General features: G+C 66.6%; 20 protein-coding genes and 1 pseudogene. 10 read left to right on the plus strand and 11 right to left on the minus strand.

Going from position 1 to position 19,152, the window contains the following annotated elements:
• Positions 1-144 precede the first annotated feature (144 nt).
• The 3 genes from ACFQXB_RS01610 to ACFQXB_RS01620 all read left to right on the plus strand — a co-directional run bounded on the left by ACFQXB_RS01610 (position 145) and on the right by ACFQXB_RS01620 (position 2,528).
• Positions 145-576 (plus strand): hypothetical protein, encoded by a 432-nt coding sequence (locus ACFQXB_RS01610; protein WP_377398084.1) that lies wholly within the window; start codon positions 145-147, stop codon positions 574-576.
• A gap of 118 nt (positions 577-694) precedes the next feature.
• On the plus strand, positions 695-1,312 hold the full coding sequence (locus tag ACFQXB_RS01615; protein WP_377399141.1) for a ribonuclease HII: 618 nt from the start codon (positions 695-697) through the stop codon (positions 1,310-1,312).
• Between the two features lie 103 nt (positions 1,313-1,415).
• Positions 1,416-2,528 carry a site-specific DNA-methyltransferase gene (locus ACFQXB_RS01620; protein ID WP_377398087.1) on the plus strand — a complete coding sequence of 371 codons (1,113 nt, stop codon included), beginning with the start codon at positions 1,416-1,418 and terminating at the stop codon, positions 2,526-2,528.
• An 88-nt stretch (positions 2,529-2,616) separates the two neighbouring features.
• Here ACFQXB_RS01620 and ACFQXB_RS01625 read toward each other — a convergent pair whose 3' ends face one another.
• The 3 genes from ACFQXB_RS01625 to ACFQXB_RS01635 form a co-directional block, all read right to left on the minus strand.
• Positions 2,617-3,756 (minus strand): alkane 1-monooxygenase, encoded by a 1,140-nt coding sequence (locus ACFQXB_RS01625; RefSeq protein WP_377398090.1) that lies wholly within the window; start codon positions 3,754-3,756, stop codon positions 2,617-2,619.
• 359 nt (positions 3,757-4,115) lie between these two features.
• Positions 4,116-4,619 (minus strand): lactoylglutathione lyase, encoded by a 504-nt coding sequence (gloA, locus tag ACFQXB_RS01630; protein ID WP_377398093.1) that lies wholly within the window; start codon positions 4,617-4,619, stop codon positions 4,116-4,118.
• Positions 4,620-4,633: 14 nt separating this feature from the next.
• Positions 4,634-5,623, minus strand: a complete 990-nt coding sequence (locus ACFQXB_RS01635) for an A/G-specific adenine glycosylase (RefSeq protein WP_377399144.1) — start codon at positions 5,621-5,623, stop codon at positions 4,634-4,636.
• Between the two features lie 141 nt (positions 5,624-5,764).
• Here ACFQXB_RS01635 and ACFQXB_RS01640 point away from each other — a divergent pair, with 141 nt between their 5' ends.
• From ACFQXB_RS01640 to ACFQXB_RS01650, 3 genes are read left to right on the plus strand one after another with little or no spacing between them, the layout of a single operon-like run.
• Positions 5,765-6,298, plus strand: a complete 534-nt coding sequence (locus ACFQXB_RS01640; protein WP_377398096.1) for a DUF721 domain-containing protein — start codon at positions 5,765-5,767, stop codon at positions 6,296-6,298.
• A gap of 2 nt (positions 6,299-6,300) precedes the next feature.
• Positions 6,301-6,981, plus strand: a complete 681-nt coding sequence (locus ACFQXB_RS01645; RefSeq protein WP_377399147.1) for a DsbA family protein — start codon at positions 6,301-6,303, stop codon at positions 6,979-6,981.
• A gap of 1 nt (position 6,982) precedes the next feature.
• Complete coding sequence (locus tag ACFQXB_RS01650; protein ID WP_377398099.1) at positions 6,983-8,134, plus strand: CaiB/BaiF CoA transferase family protein; 1,152 nt, start codon at positions 6,983-6,985, stop codon at positions 8,132-8,134.
• On the opposite strand, the gene lpxK is transcribed toward ACFQXB_RS01650, so the two are convergent.
• From lpxK to ACFQXB_RS01680, 6 genes are all read right to left on the minus strand, one after another.
• A complete protein-coding gene (lpxK, locus tag ACFQXB_RS01655; RefSeq protein ID WP_377398102.1) occupies positions 8,089-9,099 on the minus strand; it encodes a tetraacyldisaccharide 4'-kinase in 1,011 nt (336 codons plus the stop codon). The genes ACFQXB_RS01650 and lpxK overlap by 46 nt on opposite strands.
• A complete protein-coding gene (locus ACFQXB_RS01660) occupies positions 9,099-10,298 on the minus strand; it encodes a 3-deoxy-D-manno-octulosonic acid transferase (RefSeq protein ID WP_377398105.1) in 1,200 nt (399 codons plus the stop codon). The genes lpxK and ACFQXB_RS01660 overlap by 1 nt, the downstream gene beginning before the upstream one ends.
• Positions 10,299-10,322: 24 nt before the next feature.
• The gene (locus tag ACFQXB_RS01665; RefSeq protein ID WP_377398108.1) at positions 10,323-10,568 is read right to left on the minus strand and encodes a DUF4170 domain-containing protein; all 246 of its coding nucleotides are present in this window, start codon (positions 10,566-10,568) and stop codon (positions 10,323-10,325) included.
• Between the two features lie 64 nt (positions 10,569-10,632).
• Positions 10,633-11,421 carry a 3'(2'),5'-bisphosphate nucleotidase CysQ gene (locus tag ACFQXB_RS01670; protein WP_377398111.1) on the minus strand — a complete coding sequence of 263 codons (789 nt, stop codon included), beginning with the start codon at positions 11,419-11,421 and terminating at the stop codon, positions 10,633-10,635.
• Positions 11,408-12,754 carry a TldD/PmbA family protein gene (locus ACFQXB_RS01675; RefSeq protein WP_377398114.1) on the minus strand — a complete coding sequence of 449 codons (1,347 nt, stop codon included), beginning with the start codon at positions 12,752-12,754 and terminating at the stop codon, positions 11,408-11,410. The genes ACFQXB_RS01670 and ACFQXB_RS01675 overlap by 14 nt, the downstream gene beginning before the upstream one ends.
• Before the next feature lie 137 nt (positions 12,755-12,891).
• Positions 12,892-14,415, minus strand: coding sequence for a DUF2125 domain-containing protein (locus tag ACFQXB_RS01680; protein ID WP_377398116.1), 1,524 nt, complete (start codon positions 14,413-14,415; stop codon positions 12,892-12,894).
• 132 nt (positions 14,416-14,547) lie between these two features.
• On the opposite strand from ACFQXB_RS01680, the gene ACFQXB_RS01685 reads away from it, so the two are divergent.
• Together ACFQXB_RS01685 and ACFQXB_RS01690 are read left to right on the plus strand one after the other, a co-directional pair.
• A complete protein-coding gene (locus tag ACFQXB_RS01685; protein ID WP_377398118.1) occupies positions 14,548-15,297 on the plus strand; it encodes an SDR family oxidoreductase in 750 nt (249 codons plus the stop codon).
• Positions 15,294-15,908: an enoyl-CoA hydratase/isomerase family protein gene (locus ACFQXB_RS01690; RefSeq protein WP_377398121.1), complete on the plus strand. Its 615-nt coding sequence runs from the start codon at positions 15,294-15,296 to the stop codon at positions 15,906-15,908. Before ACFQXB_RS01685 ends, ACFQXB_RS01690 begins: the two co-directional genes overlap by 4 nt.
• On the opposite strand, the gene ACFQXB_RS01695 is transcribed toward ACFQXB_RS01690, so the two are convergent.
• On the minus strand, positions 15,905-16,252 hold the full coding sequence (locus ACFQXB_RS01695; protein WP_377398124.1) for an HNH endonuclease: 348 nt from the start codon (positions 16,250-16,252) through the stop codon (positions 15,905-15,907). The genes ACFQXB_RS01690 and ACFQXB_RS01695 overlap by 4 nt on opposite strands.
• Between ACFQXB_RS01695 and ACFQXB_RS01700 the strand changes: the two genes are divergently transcribed.
• Positions 16,251-17,420 (plus strand): TIGR03862 family flavoprotein, encoded by a 1,170-nt coding sequence (locus ACFQXB_RS01700; RefSeq protein WP_377398127.1) that lies wholly within the window; start codon positions 16,251-16,253, stop codon positions 17,418-17,420. The two genes, ACFQXB_RS01695 and ACFQXB_RS01700, sit on opposite strands and share 2 nt — an antisense overlap.
• Here ACFQXB_RS01700 and ACFQXB_RS01705 read toward each other — a convergent pair.
• Positions 17,404-18,402, minus strand: a complete 999-nt coding sequence (locus tag ACFQXB_RS01705; RefSeq protein WP_377398130.1) for an LLM class flavin-dependent oxidoreductase — start codon at positions 18,400-18,402, stop codon at positions 17,404-17,406. The two genes, ACFQXB_RS01700 and ACFQXB_RS01705, sit on opposite strands and share 17 nt — an antisense overlap.
• A 105-nt stretch (positions 18,403-18,507) precedes the next feature.
• Here ACFQXB_RS01705 and ACFQXB_RS01710 point away from each other — a divergent pair.
• Positions 18,508-18,921, plus strand: a pseudogene (locus ACFQXB_RS01710) (ATP-dependent Clp protease proteolytic subunit); the annotation flags it as partial.
• Between the last annotated feature and the right edge of the window lie 231 nt (positions 18,922-19,152).

Below are 19,152 nucleotides of genomic sequence, written 5' to 3' on the forward strand. Positions count from 1 at the left end.
CGGTCATTGCCTGTCAGCGCGCCTCGCCCCCAGCCTGATCCTGTCACCGCCGGCCCCGAATACGCTCCGAGGCCGACACCGGCTTCAGCGCCGCAACCGGTCGGGACGCGGTTCCGCCAGTTCGGCAAACGAAAGGATGAGATCATGGCCCTGTTTCCCAAAATCACTGCCACCGCCGCAGCCGTTGCGATCGCGCTGTCGGCCGCAGTGGCCACGCCCGCCCAGGCCGCGACCAATCAGGATCTGCAACGCCTTCTTTATGGTGCAGCAGGCATCGCCGCACTTGGGCTGATTCTGAACGAAGGGCGCAAGAACCAGGCGCAGGCCGCGCCCTCGCGGGGCGGCAACCCACATCGCGCCGCGGCCCTGCCGGCAAGCTGCGCCCGCGACGAACGCACCCGCAACGGCTGGGAGACGTTCTACGAAACCGAGTGCCTGCGCCGCGCGGGCTTTCGCAATCTGCCGGGACGCTGTGAAGTTCGCATGGGCAACCCGCGCGACCGCGGTCGTACGATGCTCAGCGGCGCCTGCCTGCAACAGGCAGGCTACCAGCCCGAGCGGCGCGGCTGGCGGTAAGCCGGAATAACCGCGTCCGGGCCGGACAGTCCCCGGCGGGGCAGCGGGGGCGGGGGAGAGGCACCCCGCCCCTTTTTCGTGGCCCGCCGTTCGGCTAGAAAAGGGCATGATGACGCTGATGAGCCTTGCCCCCGACGACAGTTTCGAATCCGCCGCTGCCGCACGTGGCTACCTGCGGGTGGCCGGTGTCGATGAAGTGGGGCGCGGGCCGCTTGCCGGGCCGGTGACGGCAGCGGCGGTGCGTCTGCTGCCCGGCCGCATCCCCGAGGGGTTGCGCGACTCGAAAGCGCTGACCGCCCGCCGCCGCGAGGCGCTTTGTGCCGAACTGATGCAGGTGGCCGAGGTTTCGGTGGCCCATGTGAGTGTCGAGGAGATCGACCGGCTCAACATCCTCTGGGCCAGCCACCTTGCCATGTGCCGCGCACTTGAGGGGTTGGGACCGCTGGATTTCGCGCTGATCGACGGCAATCGCGTGCCGGAGGGGTTGCCTTGCCCGGGGCAGGCAATCGTGAAGGGCGATGCGCTGTGCCTGTCGATTGCCGCGGCCTCGATCGTGGCGAAGGTGATGCGCGACCGGATCATGGTGGATTTGGCGCAACAGCATCCTGGCTATGGCTGGGAACGCAACGCCGGCTACGGCACCAAAGAGCATTGTCAGGCTCTTCAACATCTTGGGGTTACCCCACACCATAGACGCTCCTTCGCGCCGGTCCACAACATCTTGTATCAAGCATAATTGCAAGTCGTTGATTCAAATAAACAAATTGACGACGATTCGCGGATGACTCATCTTTATCCACAATCAACGACGCAAAATGCGCGGGATAAACGAGGCAGTGATGACAACCAGAACCAAGGCAGCGGGGGCGGAAACGCTTCCCCTGAACGAAATACTTGCAGGTGACTGCATCGAGGTGATGAACAGCCTTCCCGAAGGCTCGGTAGACCTCATCTTTGCCGACCCGCCGTATAATCTGCAGCTGCGTGGGGATCTGCACCGTCCCGACAACTCGAAGGTCGATGCGGTGGATGATGCCTGGGACCAGTTTTCCAGCTTCGAGGTCTATGACCGTTTCACCCGTGACTGGCTGAAGGCCGCGCGCCGCCTTCTGAAGCCGAATGGCGCGATCTGGGTCATCGGCAGCTATCACAACATCTTCCGTGTCGGCGCGGCGTTGCAGAATGAAGGCTACTGGATTCTGAACGATGTGGTCTGGCGCAAGTCGAACCCGATGCCAAATTTCCGCGGCAAGCGTCTCACGAATGCGCATGAAACGCTGATCTGGGCGTCGAAGGCCGAGGCGAGCAAATACACCTTCAACTACGAGGCGCTGAAGGCGCTGAACGAAGGCGTGCAGATGCGGTCCGACTGGCACCTGCCGATCTGCACCGGGCACGAACGGCTGAAGGATGCGAATGGCGACAAGGCCCATCCGACGCAGAAGCCCGAAAGCCTGCTGCACCGGGTTCTGGTGGCGACGACCAACCCGGGCGATGTGGTGCTGGACCCCTTCTTCGGCACCGGCACCACCGGCGCCGTTGCCAAGATGCTGGGCCGCAATTTCATCGGAATCGAGCGCGAGGACAACTATCGGGAGGTGGCGCGGCGCCGGATCGACCGGATTCGCGCCTATGACCGGTCCGCGCTGGAAGTAACCGGGTCGAAGCGCGCCGAGCCGCGCATTCCCTTCGGCCAGCTGGTCGAGCGGGGCATGCTGCGGCCGGGCGAGGTTCTGGTGTCCCCGAACGGCAAAAGCGCCAAGGTCCGTGCGGATGGCACGTTGATCGGCAATGACGTGAAGGGCTCGATCCATCAGGTTGGGGCGGCGCTTGAGGGTGCACCCAGCTGCAATGGCTGGACCTACTGGCATTTCAAGCGTGACGGCAAGACCATCCCGATCGACCTTCTGCGCCAGCAGATCCGGGCCGAGATGGGCGAGCGGCCCAACTGATCCCTTTCAGCGCGTTACCGCCGGTGCCTTGCGAATGCAGGGCACGAACTGGCCCCGCCATGCTGCCGTGGCGGGGCATTTTTGTTGCTCAGACGTGGCGCGGCGGCGGGTTTGTGCCCGTGTTGTAGGGCTTCCAGTCTTCGATGTCGGGATAGTACTTGCGGCGCCACTGCCGGACCTTGGGGTTCATCACGCGCCGCCACAGGGGCGGGATCATGGCCAGTGTGGTCATGGCCGGATAGCCATAGGGAAGCTGTGGCGCCTCATCCTCGGAATAGGTCTGCAGAAGGGGGAAGCGGCGGTCGGGCTTGTAATGATGGTCCGAATGGCGCTGCAGGTTGATGAGCAGCCAGTTCGACGCCTTGTGCGCCGCATTCCAGCTGTGGCGTGGCAGGACATGTTCGTATTTGCCATCCCCCAGATGCCGGCGCGTCAGGCCATAATGCTCGATATAGTTGGTCAGTTCCAGCTGCCAGACCGCGACGAAGGCCTGAAACACGAACAGTCCCAGCCCCATCCAGCCGCCAATCGCCGCGGCAAGCAAGAGGAAGGCCCCCTGCAGCGCCGCATAGCGCCAGAACGGGTTGCGCCGGTGCCAGAGGGGCAGACCGCGCCGCGCCAGCATCTGCGCCTCGGCTTTCCAGGCCGAGGGCGGGCAATCCCGCAGCACCCGGTAGAAATAGCGGTGGAACCCTTCATTGTAGCGCGCCGTCACCGGATCGCGCGGGGTGCCGACATGACGGTGATGGACGAGAAGGTGTTCCGAACGGAAGTGGCTGTAAAGCACCATGCCCAGCAGCAGGTCGCCCAGCCACCGCTCCAACCGGTTCTTCTGGTGCAGAAGCTCGTGGGAATAGACGATGCCGACCGTGCCGGAAATCACCCCCATCCCGAACATGAGCACGAGGATTTCCGTCATGTTCAGATGATCGGTATGGGTCACCCACCAGATCATGCCGAATACGGTCAGGAACTGGATCGGGAACCAGATCATCGTGATCAGCCGGTACCAGAACAGATCTGTTTCCGGGATCAGCGTGTCGGGGTTGTCTTCTTCCAGCCCGGTGATGGCATCAAGGATCGTCACCAGAAGCCAGCCATAGACCGGCAGCAGTGCCACGGTCCAGCCGCCGAACCAGCCGCCGGCGATCGCCAGCGGGATCATGCCCAGCGACAGCCAGAAGGGCAGGGCGTTCTTCAGCCTGCGGATTTCCTCGGCAGTTTTCATCGATACCTCGCACAGCGCACAACCAGAGGCATCTTAATCCGATGCGGGGCATGATCAAAGCCCCGGTGGCAGGGCCAATGATCGCAGGGATCATGCCATCACCTGTTTCGAGAGACAGGACCGGGAAGCTCCCGCCCGTCTTCGCCCGCCTTCGGCAGGCTCATCCCGTTGGGCCTGGCCGCGGGCGCTGCCCGCGGCGGCTGCGCGGGGTGTTACGGGGGCGATCAGTCTGGCGAAGGAAGTTTCGCCCGCGGTGGTGCCGGCAGTGCGCTCCTGGCGCGCCGTCCCGCACAGAGGGGAAGCAGCGTTACGTCATGGACGGATGATGACAGCCCGAGTCTGACCCCCTGGATCCGAGCTCAGGTGGCGCTGCGATAGCGGCCGAGAACGGCCTCCATCTGATCCGGCTGCACGATTTCCAGCCAGTAGCCGTCCGGATCGCGGATGAAGGCGATCTCTTTCATGCCGCCTTCGCCCAGACGTTTCTGGAAGGTGACGCCGAGGCGCTCGAACCGTGCACAGGCGGCGGCGATATCGGGCACTGCGATGCAGATATGGCCATAGCCCTTCGGCGCCTCGTTGCCGCTGTGCATCGGGGTGTCATCCTCTTCCGAGCCCCAGTTGTGAGTCAGCTCCAGAAGGCCCGGGCGGGAAAAGGTCTGGGTCAGGCTGCCGTCGGCCGGTTCGTGCCCGCGCGGTTGCAGGAAATAGAGCGAGAACTTCCACTCCTCGAAATCCAACCGGGTTACCAGCCGCATGCCCAGCACCTGTTCGTAGAAGGGCAGGGCGCGGGCAGGATCCTTGATCCGCAGCATGGTGTGGGTCAGCACGTAGCCATCGGTGGCAGAGAGATCTTCGGTCATCACGGTTCCTTTCGTCACAAGATGCTGCGCGCAATATCATAGGCCTTGCGCATGACGGTGGGCAGGGCCGACGGCCGGAAATCTGCGGAGGGCAGAAAAAACCCCCGCTCGGGCGCGGCATCAAGCGGCACCTCGGCGATGCGAAGCGCCAGGTGCAGGTGAAAATGCGTGAAGGTGTGGCGCACCTCGGCGCCCGGATCGCGCCAGTCGGCGGCAAGGGGCGGCTGATCGGCGGGCGATGCGGCCCAGTCGCTGCCCGGCCAGCCCAGCATCCCGCCCAGAAGTCCCTGGTCGGGGCGCCGCTCGAGCAGCCAGGCGCCATCGGCGCGGCGCGCGAGATAGGCAACGCCGGTGCGCAGCGGTTTGGCGGCCTTGGCCAGCTTGCGCGGCAGTTCGCCCTGCACACCGGCCGCCCGTGCCGCGCAGGGCTGCGCCCAGGGGCAGATGCCGCAGGCGGGATTGCGCGGCGTGCAGATGGTCGCGCCAAGATCCATCACCGCCTGGGCATAATCGCCGGGGCGGTGATCGGGCGTCAGGGCCGCCGCCAAGGCGATCAGCTCGGCCTTGGCCGGGGGCAGCGGGGTTTCGACCAGATGCAGGCGCGCCATCACCCGTTCGACATTGCCATCGACCACGACCGCCGGCTCATCGAAGGCAATCGCCGCGATCGCTGCGGCGGTATAGGGACCGATGCCAGGCAGGCCCAGCAACCCCTCGCGCGTGGAGGGGAAATGGCCATGGTGCTGCGAAACGACGGCCCGCGCGCATTTCAGCAGGTTGCGTGCCCGGGCGTAATAGCCCAGCCCCGCCCATTCGCCCATGACGTCTTCGTCAGGCGCAGCGGCAAGGGCAGCCACATCCGGCCAGCGGGCGGTAAAGCGACGGAAATAGTCGCGCACCGCCGCCACTGTCGTCTGTTGCAGCATGACTTCGGACAGCCAGACGCGATAGGGATCGGGCCTTTGGCCCGTGGCGCGATCAGCGGGGCCGATCCGCCATGGCATGACGCGGGCATGGCGGTCATACCACTGCAGAAGTTCACTCACCCGGGCGTCACGCAATCTTTATGCTCTCAATTCGTCCATTCCGCTGGCAAGTGCCGCCACAGGCCATAGAATAGGGCGACAGTCGCGAATGAGCCAGAGATGACGCGCCCGCCCCAGTTCACAAAGCGCAGAATGCGCGGATTCGAGCAGACAGCGAACCTGTTGCGCGACCGGATCCGCGGCGCTGGCGAAAAGCGTGGCTTTGCGGTGACGCGGCTTCTGACGCATTGGCCCGAAATCGTCGGCGAGGACATCGCCCGAAGCACGCGCCCGATCCGGATCGGCTATGGCCGCGATGGCATGGGGGCCACGCTGACGCTTCTGGCCCTTGGCCCCGAGGCACCGATGGTGCAGATGCAGCTTCCGCGCATCCGTGAAAAGGTCAACGCCTGCTATGGTTATAATGCGATTTCGCGCATAACCCTGACCCAGACTGCCCCAAGCGGCTTTGCCGAGGGACAGGCTGAGTTTTCCGCGGCCCCTCGGAGTGTCGGGTCCGAAGCGCCGGACCCGGCGATCACCGCCCGCGCGGCTGCGGCTGCAGGGGTTGTTCAGGACGACGGCTTGCGCGCGGCACTTGAAGCGTTGGGCAGGAACATTCTATCTCGTCCGAAAAGACAGAAAGGCTTTTGATGATGGTCAAGAAACTCATTCCGGCGCTGGCCGCGCTGGCCGTGGTCGCAGCAGGGGCCTGGTGGTTCACTTCGGGAACCGGCGGCCCCTCGCAGACCAGCATCAACGCGCTGGGCGCGCAGACTGCGGCAAGCCCTGCCGCCGATGTGGATGCCAGCCTTGTGCCTGACATGGCGCTGGGCGATCCCGATGCGCCGATCACCATCATCGAATATGCCTCGTTCACCTGCCCGCATTGCGCCACCTTCCATGCGCAGGTGCTGCCGCAGCTCAAGGCCAATTACATCGAAACCGGCAAGGTGCATTTCATCCACCGCGAGGTGTATTTCGACCGCTACGGCCTGTGGGCGGCGATGGTTGCCCGTTGCGGTGGCGAGATGCGCTATTTCGGACTGGCCGACCGCATCTACAGCACCCAGTCGGATTGGGCGCGCCATCAGGACCCGGCTGTGGCTGTGGAACAGCTGCGTCGTCTTGGCCGTGCCGCCGGGCTGAACGACGACCAGCTGAACGCCTGCCTCGAGAATGGCGAGATGGCGCAGGCGATGGTTGGTGTCTATCAGGCGAATGCCGAGGCGGACGATGTCAACTCGACCCCGACCCTGATCGTCAACGGGCAGAAGCACGGCAACATGTCCTATGCCGATCTTTCGGCGCTGCTCGATTCGCTGCTGGCGCAATGACATGAGTGCGCCGCTTGCAGGGATCCGGGTGGTCGAGCTTGCGCGCATCCTGGCCGGGCCCTGGGCCGGCCAGACGCTTGCCGATCTGGGCGCGGACGTCATCAAGGTCGAGGCCCCCGAAGGCGATGATACCCGCCGCTGGGGCCCGCCGTTCATCGAGGCCGGTGGCGAACGGACAGCCGCCTATTTCCACGCCTGCAACCGCGGAAAACGGTCGATCTGCGTCGATTTCCGCAGCCCCGAAGGGCAGGAGACCGTGCGCCGCCTTGTGGCCCAGGCGGATGTGGTCATCGAGAACTTCAAGGTTGGCGGGCTTGTGAAATACGGGCTTGATTATGAAAGCCTGCGCAAGGTCAATCCGCGCCTGGTCTATTGCTCGATCACCGGCTTCGGGCAGGACGGCCCCTATGCGACGCGCGCCGGCTATGACTATATCATCCAGGGCATGTCGGGGCTGATGTCGGTCACCGGCGAACCCTCGGGCCTGCCGCAGAAGGTGGGGGTGGCCGTCACCGATATCTTCACCGGCGTCTATGCGGCCACGGCCATTCTTGCTGCGTTGCATCAACGTGGCACAACCGGCCGCGGCCAGCAGGTGGACATGGCGCTGCTGGATTCGGCGGTGGCGATCATGGCCAACCAGGCGATGAACTATCTGGCGACAGGCGATGCGCCCTCGCGGCTGGGCAATGCCCATCCGAACCTTGCCCCCTATCAGGTTTTCGCCTGTTCCGATGGCCATATCATCATCGCCACCGGGAATGATGCCCAGTACCAGCGCCTTTGCGGGCTGCTGGGCCTGCCCGCGCTGGCCGAGGCGCCCGATTATCGCACGAATGCCGATCGGGTGCGGAACCGCGCGCAGTTGTCGGATCTCCTGTCGTCGGTGACGCGGGGCTGGGACAAGGCCAGCCTTCTTGCCGGCTGCGAGGCGCAGGGCATACCCGCCGGTCCGATCAACGACATGTCGGAAGTCTTTGCCGATCCCCAAGTCGTGGCGCGGGGGCTGCGGCTTGATATCGGCGGCGTGCCGGGCGTCCGGTCTCCGTTCCGGTTTTCCGAGGCGGGGCTTTCGGTCGATCGTCCCTCACCCCGTCTGGGCGAACATCAGGACGAGGTGCTGTCGGAACTGGGCATCACACCGGCCGAGTGAAGCATCTGCCGCAGGGCCGGCAGATCCTCCACCACAAGCCGGACAGGAAGCGTCAGGACCTTCTGCCGGAAGGCGGGCGGCAACCGCACCGCGTCCTTCTCGGTCGTGACAAGTTGCGCCCCGCGCAGCCGCGCCTCGGTTTCGAGCCGTCGCAGCAGGGAATCGGTCAGGGGCTGATGATCGTCCAGCGCCTCATGCCGCACGAGATCGGCGCCAAGTCCCCTTAGCGTCGCGAAAAACTTGTCCGGATGGCCGATACCGGCGAAGGCCAGCACCCGCAGCCCTACCCAGTCCATGCCGGTTTCCAGCGGTTCAAGCCGCGCGGCAAGCTGTGGGCAGGGAAAGGGCCCCCAGATGTTGCGGAAGATCGCCTGAGCCTCGGGTGGGCCGATCGACAGCAGAAGGCTGGCGCGGCTCAGGCCGGTGGCAACAGTTTCCCGCAGCGGGCCTGCGGGAAGGCAACGCCCGTTGCCGAACCCCCGCGCCGCATCCACCACGACTACCGACAGATCCTTGCGCACCGCAGGGTTCTGAAAGCCATCGTCCATGAGCACCACACCGGCCCCGCCCGCCACTGCGGCGCGAACTCCGGCAGCCCGGTCGCGCGCGATCCAGGTCGGGGCGAAGGCCGACAGGAGCAGCGGTTCATCCCCTACTGCAGCTGCGTCATGGGCACGGGGATCGACCCGGACAGGCCCGGCAAGCGCGCCGCCATGTCCCCGCGAGACGACATGCACATTCCGCCCTGCAAGAAGCTGCGCAAGCGCGATGGTCGTCGGCGTCTTGCCAGTGCCGCCAACATTGATGTTGCCGACGCAGATCACCGGCACCGGCGCCTGCCAGCCGTCTCCACGGGCAAGGCGGCGTGCAGTTCCCATTGCATAAAGCGCACCAAGCGGCGCCAGCAGCTGCGCGCGCCAATCGGGCCGATCCGGCGGGGTGAACCAGAAGTCCGGCGCGCGCATCAGGCTGCCCTCGGCGCGGCGATGGCCTCGCGCAGGTCGCGGGCCACGCGTTCGGTCACGTCGGCGCCGCTCGAGGCGACCACCCAGGCGTTATGTGCCAGAAGCGCGACCCGGTCCGGGGCACGCAGCTCGCCGATCACGTCGCACAATGTGCTGACACTGCTGACCATCCGTGCCGCCCGCGCCGCGTCCAGCCGAGCCAGCATCTCGGCATGTTCGCCGCTGTGGGGGCCGTGCAGGATCGCCGCGCCCAGCGCCGCCGCCTCGAGCGGATTGCGCAACGGCCCCGGGCCGTGCAGCGATCCGCCAAGAAAGCAGAGGTTGGCCAGCCGATACCAGAGGCCGTATTCGCCCTCGGTATCGGCCACATAGATCTGATCCTCGTCATCGGGGTAATCCTCGCGCGAGCGGAGGGCGACAGAAAGCCCCTGCGCCTCGGCCCGCGCCGCCAGGGCGGGGCCGCGCGCCGGATCCTGTGGCACAAGGATCAGCAGCAGCCGGTGCGACAGGCGCAGGGCCGCACCATGGGCGGCGAGGATCGCCTCTTCCTCCTCCTCGGTCACGGCGGCGGCAAGCCAGACCAGTCGGGAGTGCAGCCCATGGGCAAGGGCTGCGCGCTCTGCCTCGGTGCAGGGAAGGGCGCGGGGGCTGGGTTCTACCCGCCCGGTAACCACGATGCGGCTCGGCGGAACGCCAAGTCTGCGGAAAAGCTCTGCCCGTGGCGCGTCGCGGGCCATGACCCGGGTTACGCGGTGCAGCAGGCCACGCAGCAAGCCTGGATACCAGCGCCCGCCGACCACATGCGGCAGGCCGCCGCAATCGATCAGGAATATGGGAATGTCGCGCCGGTGCGCCTCGGTTACCAATGCAGCGGGCAGCGCCGCACCCGCCAGCACCGCCAGGGCGGGTTGCCAGCGGTCCAGAAACCGTGCCGCCGCCGCCGGCGTATCCGGGGGAAGCTGTTGTGCCGTGCCGACGCCCGTGCGCAGGACCGCAGGACCGCCGGCGCGCCGCAGGGCAGGGGCAAGTTCGGCCACCGCTGCCGCACCGCTGTCATCCGCGGCGTGCATCCAGACCAGCGGCCCGTCCGCCCGCGTCTCGCCTTCGGAGGCGACATGCGCCTCGGTCGCAAGTCCGGCCAGGGCGGCTCGGTGGCGCTGGCCCGAGCGCAGCAGATAGAGCGCAAGCCCCAGCGACATGGGTAGGTGTCCTTCCTCCGGGCCTCAGCGGCCGAGTTCCTCGGTGGGGCTGGCCGGTTGCTCTTCGTCGCGCAACCGGTGAATATGGGCGATGAAATAGCGCATATGCGCGTCATCCACGGTGCGTTGCGCCTCGGCCTTCCATGCCGAATGGGCACTGGCATAGTCGGGGAACATGCCGACGATATGGATGTCCTTCGTGTCCTTGAAAACGGTTTTCGCAGGGTCGACGAGTTCGCCCCCGAAAACCAGATGCAGGCGTTGTGTCATGGGTCGCTCCTTGAAGTCGGTGCCGATGGGACGCGGCCGCAGCCTAGTCAAACCCGGCTCGGCGTCAAGCGGCGCCGCCCGGAAGAAGCCGCTCCAGAAGGCCGCGATGCACGCCCTCGGGGCCGGCAAGCACCCCCGGCGTCTGGGGATGGGGCGCGTTGAAGCGCAAGGCCATGCCGCTTCGGTCACTGACCTGCGCGCCGGCCTCGGTGGCGATCAGCGATGCCGCGGCGATGTCCCACTCCCACGCGGGGCGCAGCGTCAGCATTCCGTCAAAGCTGCCATCGGCCACCAGGCACAGCCGCCATGCAAGCGAGGGCCGGAAATGGCGCGACACATCGGGAACGCCGCCGGGCCAGAGCGCCGGCGCCAGTTGCGGCCGCGTCGCGAGGATCCGCGCACCGCTGACCGTTGCGCGGGCCGGGGTGCGGACGGGGCGCCCGTTCAGCGTGGCTCCGCCACCTAGTGTCGCGGCGTAGGTGAGGCCAAGAAGCGGCAGGTGCACTACTGCGGCCTCTGGCACGCCGTTGCGGACGATGGCCAGGGCATGCGCAAAGCCGCGCTGGCCCTCAAGGAAGGCACGGGTTCCATCGATCGGATCGACGATGAAAACCCGTTCTGCCTGCAGCCGTTCCGGCGTGTCGGCGCTTTCTTCCGACAGCCAGCCGTAATCGGGCCGCGCCGCAAGAAGCTCATGCTGCAGCATCCGGTCAACCTCGAGATCGGCGGCACTGACCGGGCCTTGGCCGTTGCCCTTGTCCCAGCTCTCGGGGCCGGCGCCGAAGTGGCGCGCGGCAATACGCCCGGCAGCTTCGGCGGCCTCGTGCAGCAGGGTCAGATCATCCGCCGGCAACGGTGACTCCATCAACCAGAAGGCTGGGCACCACGGTGGACAGATGGTGGCGTGCATCATTGGCGGGAATGATCCGCCGCAGCATGTCGCGCAGGTTTCCGGCGATCGTGCATTCGTTCACGGGATAGGCGATTGTCCCGTTTTCAACCCAGAAGCCCGATGCCCCGCGCGAATAATCCCCGGTCGTCGCGTTGATCGAGGCGCCCAGCAGCGATGTCACCAGAAGGCCTCGGCCCATGTCGCGGATCAGGTCATCACGACTCTGGTGACCCTCGGTCAGGGTGATGTTGGTCGTCCCCGGCGCCGGCGGCGAGGAGGTGCCGCGCATCGCATTGGCGGTGCTTTCCGTTCCCAGTTTGCGTGCTGTGGCAAGGTCAAGTACCCAGCCCTGCAGCACGCCGTCCCGCACCCAGTCGCGCGGCGCGGTCGCCAGCCCCTCGGCGTCGAAGGGGCGCGAGGCCGAGACGCGGCGGCGATGCGGATCCTCGCGCAGCGAAAGGCCCCGGGGCAGCACCTCCTGGCCCAGGGCATCGCGCAACCAGCCCGAGCCGCGGGCAATGGTGCTGCCATTTATCGCCGACAGAAGGTGCCCGATCAGCCCCGAGGAGATCCGTTCGTCATAAAGAACCGGAAAGCTGCCGGTGGGCGGCTTGCGCGCGCCGGACCGGGCCACCGCGCGTTCCCCGGCAATACGCCCGATCTCCTCGGGCGACATGAGGTCTTTCTGGAAGATGCGGCTGTCGCCGAAGTAATCGCGCTCCATCTTTGTGCCTTCGCCGGTGATGGCGACGCAGGACAGCCCGCGCGAACTGCGCAGGTAACCGCCGGAAAATCCATTGGTCGCGGCAAGATGCACCTGCTGGACTCCGTATCCTGACCCTGCCGACTGAACCAGGGATACACCCGGCACCGCCAGCGCCGCCGACTCGGCGCGGCGGGCATCCTCTTCCAGCGCGGTGGGCGAGGGCTCTGGTGCAGGATCGAAAAGCTCAAGCGCCTCGGCCGTCAGGCCTCGGGCAATCTGCCCCGGGTCGGCAAGGCCGGCATGGGGATCCTCCGGGGCCTCGCGCGCCATTGCCACCGCCCGCTCGGCCATGGCGGCGAGCGTCTCCGGCCGCGTGTCGGATGCCGAAACACAGGCCTGTCGCCGGCCCATCAACACCCGCAGTCCGATTTCGATCGATTCTGATCGTTCCGCCTGCTCCAGCCGCCCTGCGCGCACGTCGATGGAAACCGAACTTGCCCCGATGGCAATTGCGTCCGCAGCATCAGCCCCGGCGCGCCGGGCGGCGCTCAGCAGATCGGCCGTCAACGTCTCGAGCGGTTCAGTCATCGCGGGTCCCCCTTTGCCTGTCAGGGACCTAGAGTGCCGGCGAGCCGCTTGCAAGGTTCAAGCGGCCCGACGGGTGCGGGTTCTCGAACGTGAAGGGCCGCCCGAGGGGCGGCCCTTGCCGAATGCTGTGGAGAGGGTCAGCGGATGCGCTGGCCGTTGGCATAGACGCCGCCGTCCTCGCGCACCTCAATCGTCGATTCCAGAGTGTCCGCGTCTGATCCGGGACGGGTGAACATCGACATCATCATGCGTGTGCCCATTGCCTGATCCTGAGGCACGACGCCCAGTTGCACCATTCGGTCGATAAGCGCGTTGATCCCGACAAGCGTCAGATCCAGCACACCCTGCGGCCGCGGAAAACCGTCAAAGGTTTCCATGTCGCTGTTGTCGAAGGTGAACTGGCCGGTGCCGGTGACCCGGGCGCCGATGCCTTCGATGCGCAATTCGTTCAGCCTGAGGCTGTCCAGCTGTGCGGGCGGCGCGTCTGTCTCCAGGATTGCCGCTTCGTCGGTCAGCGCCACGAAGATCGTTGCCGTGCCCGACGCGTCGATGATGGCGGTGAGAGGATCCCGCGGCAGCGCGCCTGCCGGATCAACCAGCGCCCAGACTTCGTCGTTGAGGGTCAGATCGACCAGGCGAAGGCCAAGCCCGTAATCCTGTTCGGGGCCTTCCGCCATCGGAAAGATGATGGTCGCGCCGCTTTCCGCAAGACTGCCGGACACGGGCACAGGCAACTGGGCGCCGGTCAGTGCGAAAGTCATTCCCTCGGTCGCCGAGGCATAGTGCAGGCCGGACTGCGACAGGTCGAACGTGAACGTGCCCGCGTCGGCGGCGAAGGTGAAGTTGCCGCTGCCGGTCTCCGGGTCGTCGAACTCGGCTTCAACCGTCATTGGGCCAAAGCGCATTTCACCCCGCGCGAAGCGGTTGCTGGAGAGCGAGGAAAAGAAACCGAGCGCGCTTTCCCCCATGCCCGGGGGCGTGATCTGATCGCTGTGCACATCCTGCATGGTGAAGGCGATGTCGAAGTGTTCGCCCGCGGGCCCGGTGCCTAACGCCTCCACGCTGATCGTTTCGGTGTCCGACGAAGACTGCAGCAGCCCGTCGTCCGTGCGCGAGATGCGCCCCGTTAACCCGCCCGCCAGCGCATCGATCAGGATTTCACCCGCTTCATCCTCGCTGTCAGGGTCCTGCAGCGGAAAGGCCCCGGCAACGACCATCTGCGCGGCGCTCCAGTCATAGATGACGGCCTCGGGCGTTCCGCTTGCAAGGGTGACGAAATCGGTCATCTCGATGTCAAGTTCGAACGTGACCGTTTCCTCTTCCTCGGACCGCAGCGTCACGATGACGGGCAGGTTCGGCGATGCGGTGCCTTCCACCCGACCGTCGCCAAGGTCGCGGAAACGCTGTTCGGGCAGGGTAAAGGAAACGGAAAGTCCAGCGTCGTCGTCATCAGACTCGGCCGCCATGAGGAGAGCGGCATCGCGGACCACAAGCGTGTCGCCTTCGCGCGCTTCGGTCCCCGGTTCGACCGAATAGCCAAGATCAACGTAAAGCCTCTGCAAGTCGGCCCAGACCTCTTCGGGTGTGACATCCGCCACTGCCGTGCTGCCCATGAGTGCCGCAATGGCTGCGCCGAAACCGATATGCCGAATGTGGATCATTTGTTACCTGCAAGCGTCAGAACCGATTTCCAGCATCAGGCCACGGCCCCGGATGGTCAAGGGATAACCGCCCGGGCTGGTGGCGGAGGCGGGGTTTCGCTAGGATTTCGGCGCAGGATCAAGGAGGGGCGCATGGATGCGTTGACGGGCAAGGTGGTGTTGGTGACCGGCGCAAGCCGCGGGATCGGGGCGGCAGCAGTGCGCGCCTTCGCGGGCGCTGGGGCGCAGGTGGCGCTTCTGGCGCGGGACGCGGCCTCGATCGCGGCGCTTGCCGAGGATACGGGGGGGCTTGTGCTACAGGGCGACGTTGCCCAGGCCGAGGATCTCGAACGCGCGGTCGGCGCCGCCTGTGCGCATTTTGGCCGGCTTGACGTTCTGGTCAACAATGCGGGCGTGATCGGACCGATCGCTGGACTCGCCGCCAGCAGCCCGCAGGACTGGGGCCGGGCGATAGACCTGAACCTGAAGGGCGTCTTTCACGGGATGCGCGCGGCGCTTCCGGTCATGCGCGCACAGGGGGGTGGCACGATCCTGACCGTCGGTTCGGGCGCGGCCCATGCGCCGCAGGAAGGCTGGAGCGCCTATTGCAGCAGCAAGGCCGGGGCCTTCATGCTGACCCGCGCGCTGGATCAGGAGGCACGCGCCGAAGGCATTCGCGCGCTGAGCCTTTCGCCCGGAACCGTTGCCACCGACATGCAGGATGCGATCCGCCGCAGCGGCATCAACCCGGTCAGCCAGCTTGACTGGTCGGTGCATATTCCGCCGGAATGGCCGGCACGGGCGCTTGTCTGGATGTGCACCCCCGAGGCGGATGATTTCCTTGGCGCCGAGGTTTCGCTGCGCGACGAGACGGTGCGGCGCCGCATCGGCCTTGCTGCATGATCGGGCTCGAACGGAACGGGGCGGTCTGGACGGTGACACTGCGCCGCCCCGACAAGGCCAATGCCCTGACCGCTGCCATGCTGCGCGACCTGGCCGATATCGCCGAGGCAGCCCATCGCGAAGCGCCGCATGCGTTGATCCTGACGGGCACAGGCCGGGTGTTCAGCGCCGGCGCCGATCTGGACGAGGCACGCGCCGGACTGGCGCTTGATCCGGTCTGGGAAGACCTGTCGGGCCGCGTCGCGTCGCTGCCCTGTCTGACCATTGCCGCGCTGAACGGGACGCTTGCCGGGGGTGCCTTCGGCATGGCGCTGGCCTGCGATCTGCGCCTGGCCGTGCCCGGCGCCAGCTTCTTCTATCCGGTGATGCGGCTGGGGTTTCGTCCGCCGCCATCGGACCCGGGGCGGCTGGTCGCGCTGGTGGGGCCGGCCCGGGCGCGGATGATCCTGATGACCGGCGCCAAGATCCCGGTCGAGGAGGCTCTTGCCTGGGGACTTGTGGACCGGATCGTGCCCGCCGAAGACCTGCTGACCACCGCACGGGACCTGACCGCCGCCGCCTGCGCCGCCTCGGCCGAGCATGTCGCAGCCCTCAAGGCGCTCTGCCGCTAGCGCCGGCGCCGGTGGCCGCCCGTCGTGCGTGAGGCAAATCCGGGCGGGCGCCGGGCCACCCAGTCGATGAAACGCGCAAGCCGGGGATGGCCCCGCAGCGCCTCGATCGTGTTGAAGCGACGGGCCAGCTCGGCCTCCGTGAGCGCCGCGTGGATCTCCTTGTGGCAGAGGTGGTGCAGAAGCACCGTTTCGCAACCCTTGCCGCCCTTCAGGCGCGGAACAAGATGATGCAGGCTTTGCGGCACATCGGGCGGGATGGGGCGCAGGCACAAGGGGCAGATCGGGATGTCGTCGGCAGGCATGTTGTGCGAAAGGATGGCGCGGATCAGGGAAAGGGCAAGCATGGATGCGCTGGTGATCGGGGCAGGCCCGGCAGGATTGATGGCCGCGCAGGAACTTTCGGCGGGCGGCGCAAGCGTTGTGGTTGCCGAAGCCAAGCCCAGCGCGGCGCGCAAGTTTCTCATGGCCGGCAAGTCGGGGCTGAACCTGACCAAGGATGAACCGGTTGCCGATTTCCTTGCACATTATGCCGAGGCTGCGGACTGGTTGCGCCCGATGATCGAGGCTTTCGGACCCGATGAGGTGCAGGCCTGGGCGCGGGATCTGGGGCAGGATGTGTTCGCGGGCTCCTCGGGGCGGGTGTTTCCCGTGGCGATGAAGGGCTCGCCCTTGTTGCGGGCCTGGCTTGCGCGGCTCGAGGGGCGCGGCGTGGTGCTGCGCCGGCGTTGGCGCTGGCAAGGCTTTGCAGGCGCGGACCCCGTTTTCGACACGCCCGAGGGACGGCAGATCGTGTCGCGCCCCGCTGCCACGGTTCTGGCGCTGGGCGGGGCAAGCTGGGCGCGGCTGGGCTCGGATGGCGCCTGGGCATCGATCCTTGCGGCGCAGGGGGTCGATATCGCCCCCTTCGCGCCTGCCAACATGGGCTTTTGCCTGCCTTGGTCAGCCCATATGGCGCGCTGGTTCGGGCAACCGGTCAAGGGCGTGGTGCTTCGTGCCGGCGATCAGCGCAGCCGCGGCGAGTTTGTCATCTCGGCCCGTGGCATCGAGGGTGGGGGGGTCTATGCACTTTCCCGTCCCTTGCGCGAGGGTGCCTTGCTGCACCTTGATCTTTTGCCGGACATGTCCTTGCAGGATGTCGCGCACCGCCTTGCGGGACAGGGGCGGCAAAGCCTTGCCAATCATCTGCGCAAGGCCCTGCGACTTGAGGGCGTGAAGCTTGCGCTGTTGCAGGAATTCGGCCGCCCCCTGCCGCAGGGCACCGAGCTTGCACGGCGGATCAAGGCGTTGCCTGTGCCCTTGGCCGGCCCGCGCCCGCTGGACGAGGCGATTTCGGTCGCCGGAGGCATCCGCCAGAGTGCCCTGACCGAGGGACTCGAGCTGCGGGCGCTGCCCGGCATCTTTGCCTGCGGCGAGATGCTGGACTGGGAGGCCCCGACAGGCGGTTACCTTCTGACCGCCTGCCTTGCGACGGGGCGCTGGGCCGGGCGGTCGGCGCTCAGGCGGCTGTCCTGAGCGCCGACATGACCTCGGCCGCGATCTCGAAGCTGCGCTTGCGGGCGGCGTGGTCGTGTATCTGCCCCGTCAGGATTACCTCGTCCGGGGCGAAGGTGTCGATGAAGCCGGAAAGCTGGCGATGCACCGTGGCCGCGCTGCCCGCCGCGGTAATCGCCAGTGCCTGTTCGACGGCGGGCAGGATGTGGCGCGGCAGGACCGCGCTCAGATCTTCGACCGGCCGGGGCAGGGGGCCGGGCTGACCTGTTCGCAGATTGGCAAAGGCCTGGATCATCGAGCTGCGCAGATAGGCGCCTTCGGCATCGCTTTCCCCCGCAAACACATTGACGGCCAGCATGAAGCGCGGCTTCGACAGATGTGCCGAGGGACGGAAGCCCTGGCGATAGACGCTCACCGCCTCGTGCAGTGCGGCGGGCGCGAAATGCGAGGCAAAGGCATAGGGCAGCCCCAGATAGGCCGCCAGTTGCGCCCCGAAAAGGCTCGAGCCAAGGATCCAGATCGGAACATGAGTGCCCGCGCCCGGAACCGCGCGAATAGGCGCCTTGGGATCGGGATCGCCCAGGTAGGACATCAGTTCCACGACGTCGTTGGGAAAATGATCCTCGACGCTGCGGTTGCGCCGAAGGGCCTGCGCGGTGGCCCCGTCGGTTCCCGGAGCGCGGCCAAGACCAAGATCGATCCGGTCGGGGAAAAGCGTGGCAAGCGTGCCGAACTGCTCGGCCACCATCAGCGGTGAATGGTTCGGCAGCATGATCCCGCCCGCCCCCACGCGGATGCTGCGCGTCGCTCCGGCAACCTGTCCGATCATGACGGCGGTGGCGGCGCTGGCGATGCCCGTCATGTTGTGATGTTCGGCCAGCCAGAATCGGTGATAGCCGAGCGCCTCGGCGTGGCGGGCAAGATCAGTGACATTGGCAAGCGCCGCCGCCACGCTGCTGCCCTCCGGCACGGGCGCAAGATCGAGAAGGGAATAGGGGAGCATGCTGGATCCTTTGCTTTCCTCTTATCTAGGAACCCGGCGGTGGATGTGAAGCCTGTAGTGGGGCGCCCGCGGCTGTGCAGGCCGGACGCAGGATGACGGACCCCGGAACGTCCGCGCCGCGGCGAGCGCGCCTATGGCATCTTCTCGCGCCTTCTGAAGGAAAGGATCATTTTCCGGTCGGGCCCGGTGCATGACGGGATGTCGTCGCTGATCGTGGCGCAGCTTCTGCACCTCGAGGCCGGGAATCCGTCCCAGGAAACCTCGGTGTATATCGGCGGTGTCGTGACCTCGGGCCTGTCGATCTATGACACGATGCAGTATATCCGCCCGAAGGTTTCGACCCTCGTGGTCGGGCAGGCGGCGTCGATGGGTTCGCTTCTGCTGGCGGCAGGTGAAAAGGGCATGCGCTTTTCGCTGCCCAACAGCCGGATCATGGTGCACCAGCCCTCGGGCGGTTTCCAGGGCCAGGCGACCGACATCGCGCTGCACGCCAAGGAGATTCTCAAGCTCAAGGAGCGGCGGCGGGGTGGCAAGAGGCCGCACGGCTGTTGTCTGCGCAGGTGGGCAACGTCGCACGCCGTCCATCCGGCTGGGCATCGCTGTTGCCGCGTTCCGCGCGGGGAAAGAGGGGTGCGGCACTGCGGCCAGTGGGCAAGATCACCGTTGGAGCATGCGCGGGGGTGGGGAAGCTCTGCCTCGTATGGCTTGCCCGACCAGCCTCCCTGCCCTTTGACGCCGAGGCATGTCGCG

It is taken from the genome of Halodurantibacterium daqingense (assembly GCF_042666235.1).
GTDB classification, from domain to species: Bacteria; Pseudomonadota; Alphaproteobacteria; order Rhodobacterales; family Rhodobacteraceae; genus Halodurantibacterium; species Halodurantibacterium daqingensis.

Excerpts from the sequence above, each read along its gene's own strand:
- ACFQXB_RS01610 (WP_377398084.1), top strand. The coding sequence starts at position 145 with ATGGCCCTGTTTCCCAAAATCACTGCCACCGCCGCAGCCGTTGCGATC.
- ACFQXB_RS01615 (WP_377399141.1), top strand. The coding sequence starts at position 695 with ATGAGCCTTGCCCCCGACGACAGTTTCGAATCCGCCGCTGCCGCACGT.
- ACFQXB_RS01620 (WP_377398087.1), top strand. The coding sequence starts at position 1,416 with ATGACAACCAGAACCAAGGCAGCGGGGGCGGAAACGCTTCCCCTGAAC.
- ACFQXB_RS01625 (WP_377398090.1), bottom strand. The coding sequence starts at position 3,756 with ATGAAAACTGCCGAGGAAATCCGCAGGCTGAAGAACGCCCTGCCCTTC.
- gloA (WP_377398093.1), bottom strand. The coding sequence starts at position 4,619 with ATGACCGAAGATCTCTCTGCCACCGATGGCTACGTGCTGACCCACACC.
- ACFQXB_RS01635 (WP_377399144.1), bottom strand. The coding sequence starts at position 5,623 with ATGCCATGGCGGATCGGCCCCGCTGATCGCGCCACGGGCCAAAGGCCC.
- ACFQXB_RS01640 (WP_377398096.1), top strand. The coding sequence starts at position 5,765 with ATGACGCGCCCGCCCCAGTTCACAAAGCGCAGAATGCGCGGATTCGAG.
- ACFQXB_RS01645 (WP_377399147.1), top strand. The coding sequence starts at position 6,301 with ATGGTCAAGAAACTCATTCCGGCGCTGGCCGCGCTGGCCGTGGTCGCA.
- ACFQXB_RS01650 (WP_377398099.1), top strand. The coding sequence starts at position 6,983 with ATGAGTGCGCCGCTTGCAGGGATCCGGGTGGTCGAGCTTGCGCGCATC.
- lpxK (WP_377398102.1), bottom strand. The coding sequence starts at position 9,099 with ATGCGCGCGCCGGACTTCTGGTTCACCCCGCCGGATCGGCCCGATTGG.
- ACFQXB_RS01660 (WP_377398105.1), bottom strand. The coding sequence starts at position 10,298 with ATGTCGCTGGGGCTTGCGCTCTATCTGCTGCGCTCGGGCCAGCGCCAC.
- ACFQXB_RS01665 (WP_377398108.1), bottom strand. The coding sequence starts at position 10,568 with ATGACACAACGCCTGCATCTGGTTTTCGGGGGCGAACTCGTCGACCCT.
- ACFQXB_RS01675 (WP_377398114.1), bottom strand. The coding sequence starts at position 12,754 with ATGACTGAACCGCTCGAGACGTTGACGGCCGATCTGCTGAGCGCCGCC.
- ACFQXB_RS01680 (WP_377398116.1), bottom strand. The coding sequence starts at position 14,415 with ATGATCCACATTCGGCATATCGGTTTCGGCGCAGCCATTGCGGCACTC.
- ACFQXB_RS01685 (WP_377398118.1), top strand. The coding sequence starts at position 14,548 with ATGGATGCGTTGACGGGCAAGGTGGTGTTGGTGACCGGCGCAAGCCGC.
- ACFQXB_RS01690 (WP_377398121.1), top strand. The coding sequence starts at position 15,294 with ATGATCGGGCTCGAACGGAACGGGGCGGTCTGGACGGTGACACTGCGC.
- ACFQXB_RS01700 (WP_377398127.1), top strand. The coding sequence starts at position 16,251 with ATGGATGCGCTGGTGATCGGGGCAGGCCCGGCAGGATTGATGGCCGCG.
- ACFQXB_RS01695 (WP_377398124.1), bottom strand. The coding sequence starts at position 16,252 with ATGCTTGCCCTTTCCCTGATCCGCGCCATCCTTTCGCACAACATGCCT.
- ACFQXB_RS01705 (WP_377398130.1), bottom strand. The coding sequence starts at position 18,402 with ATGCTCCCCTATTCCCTTCTCGATCTTGCGCCCGTGCCGGAGGGCAGC.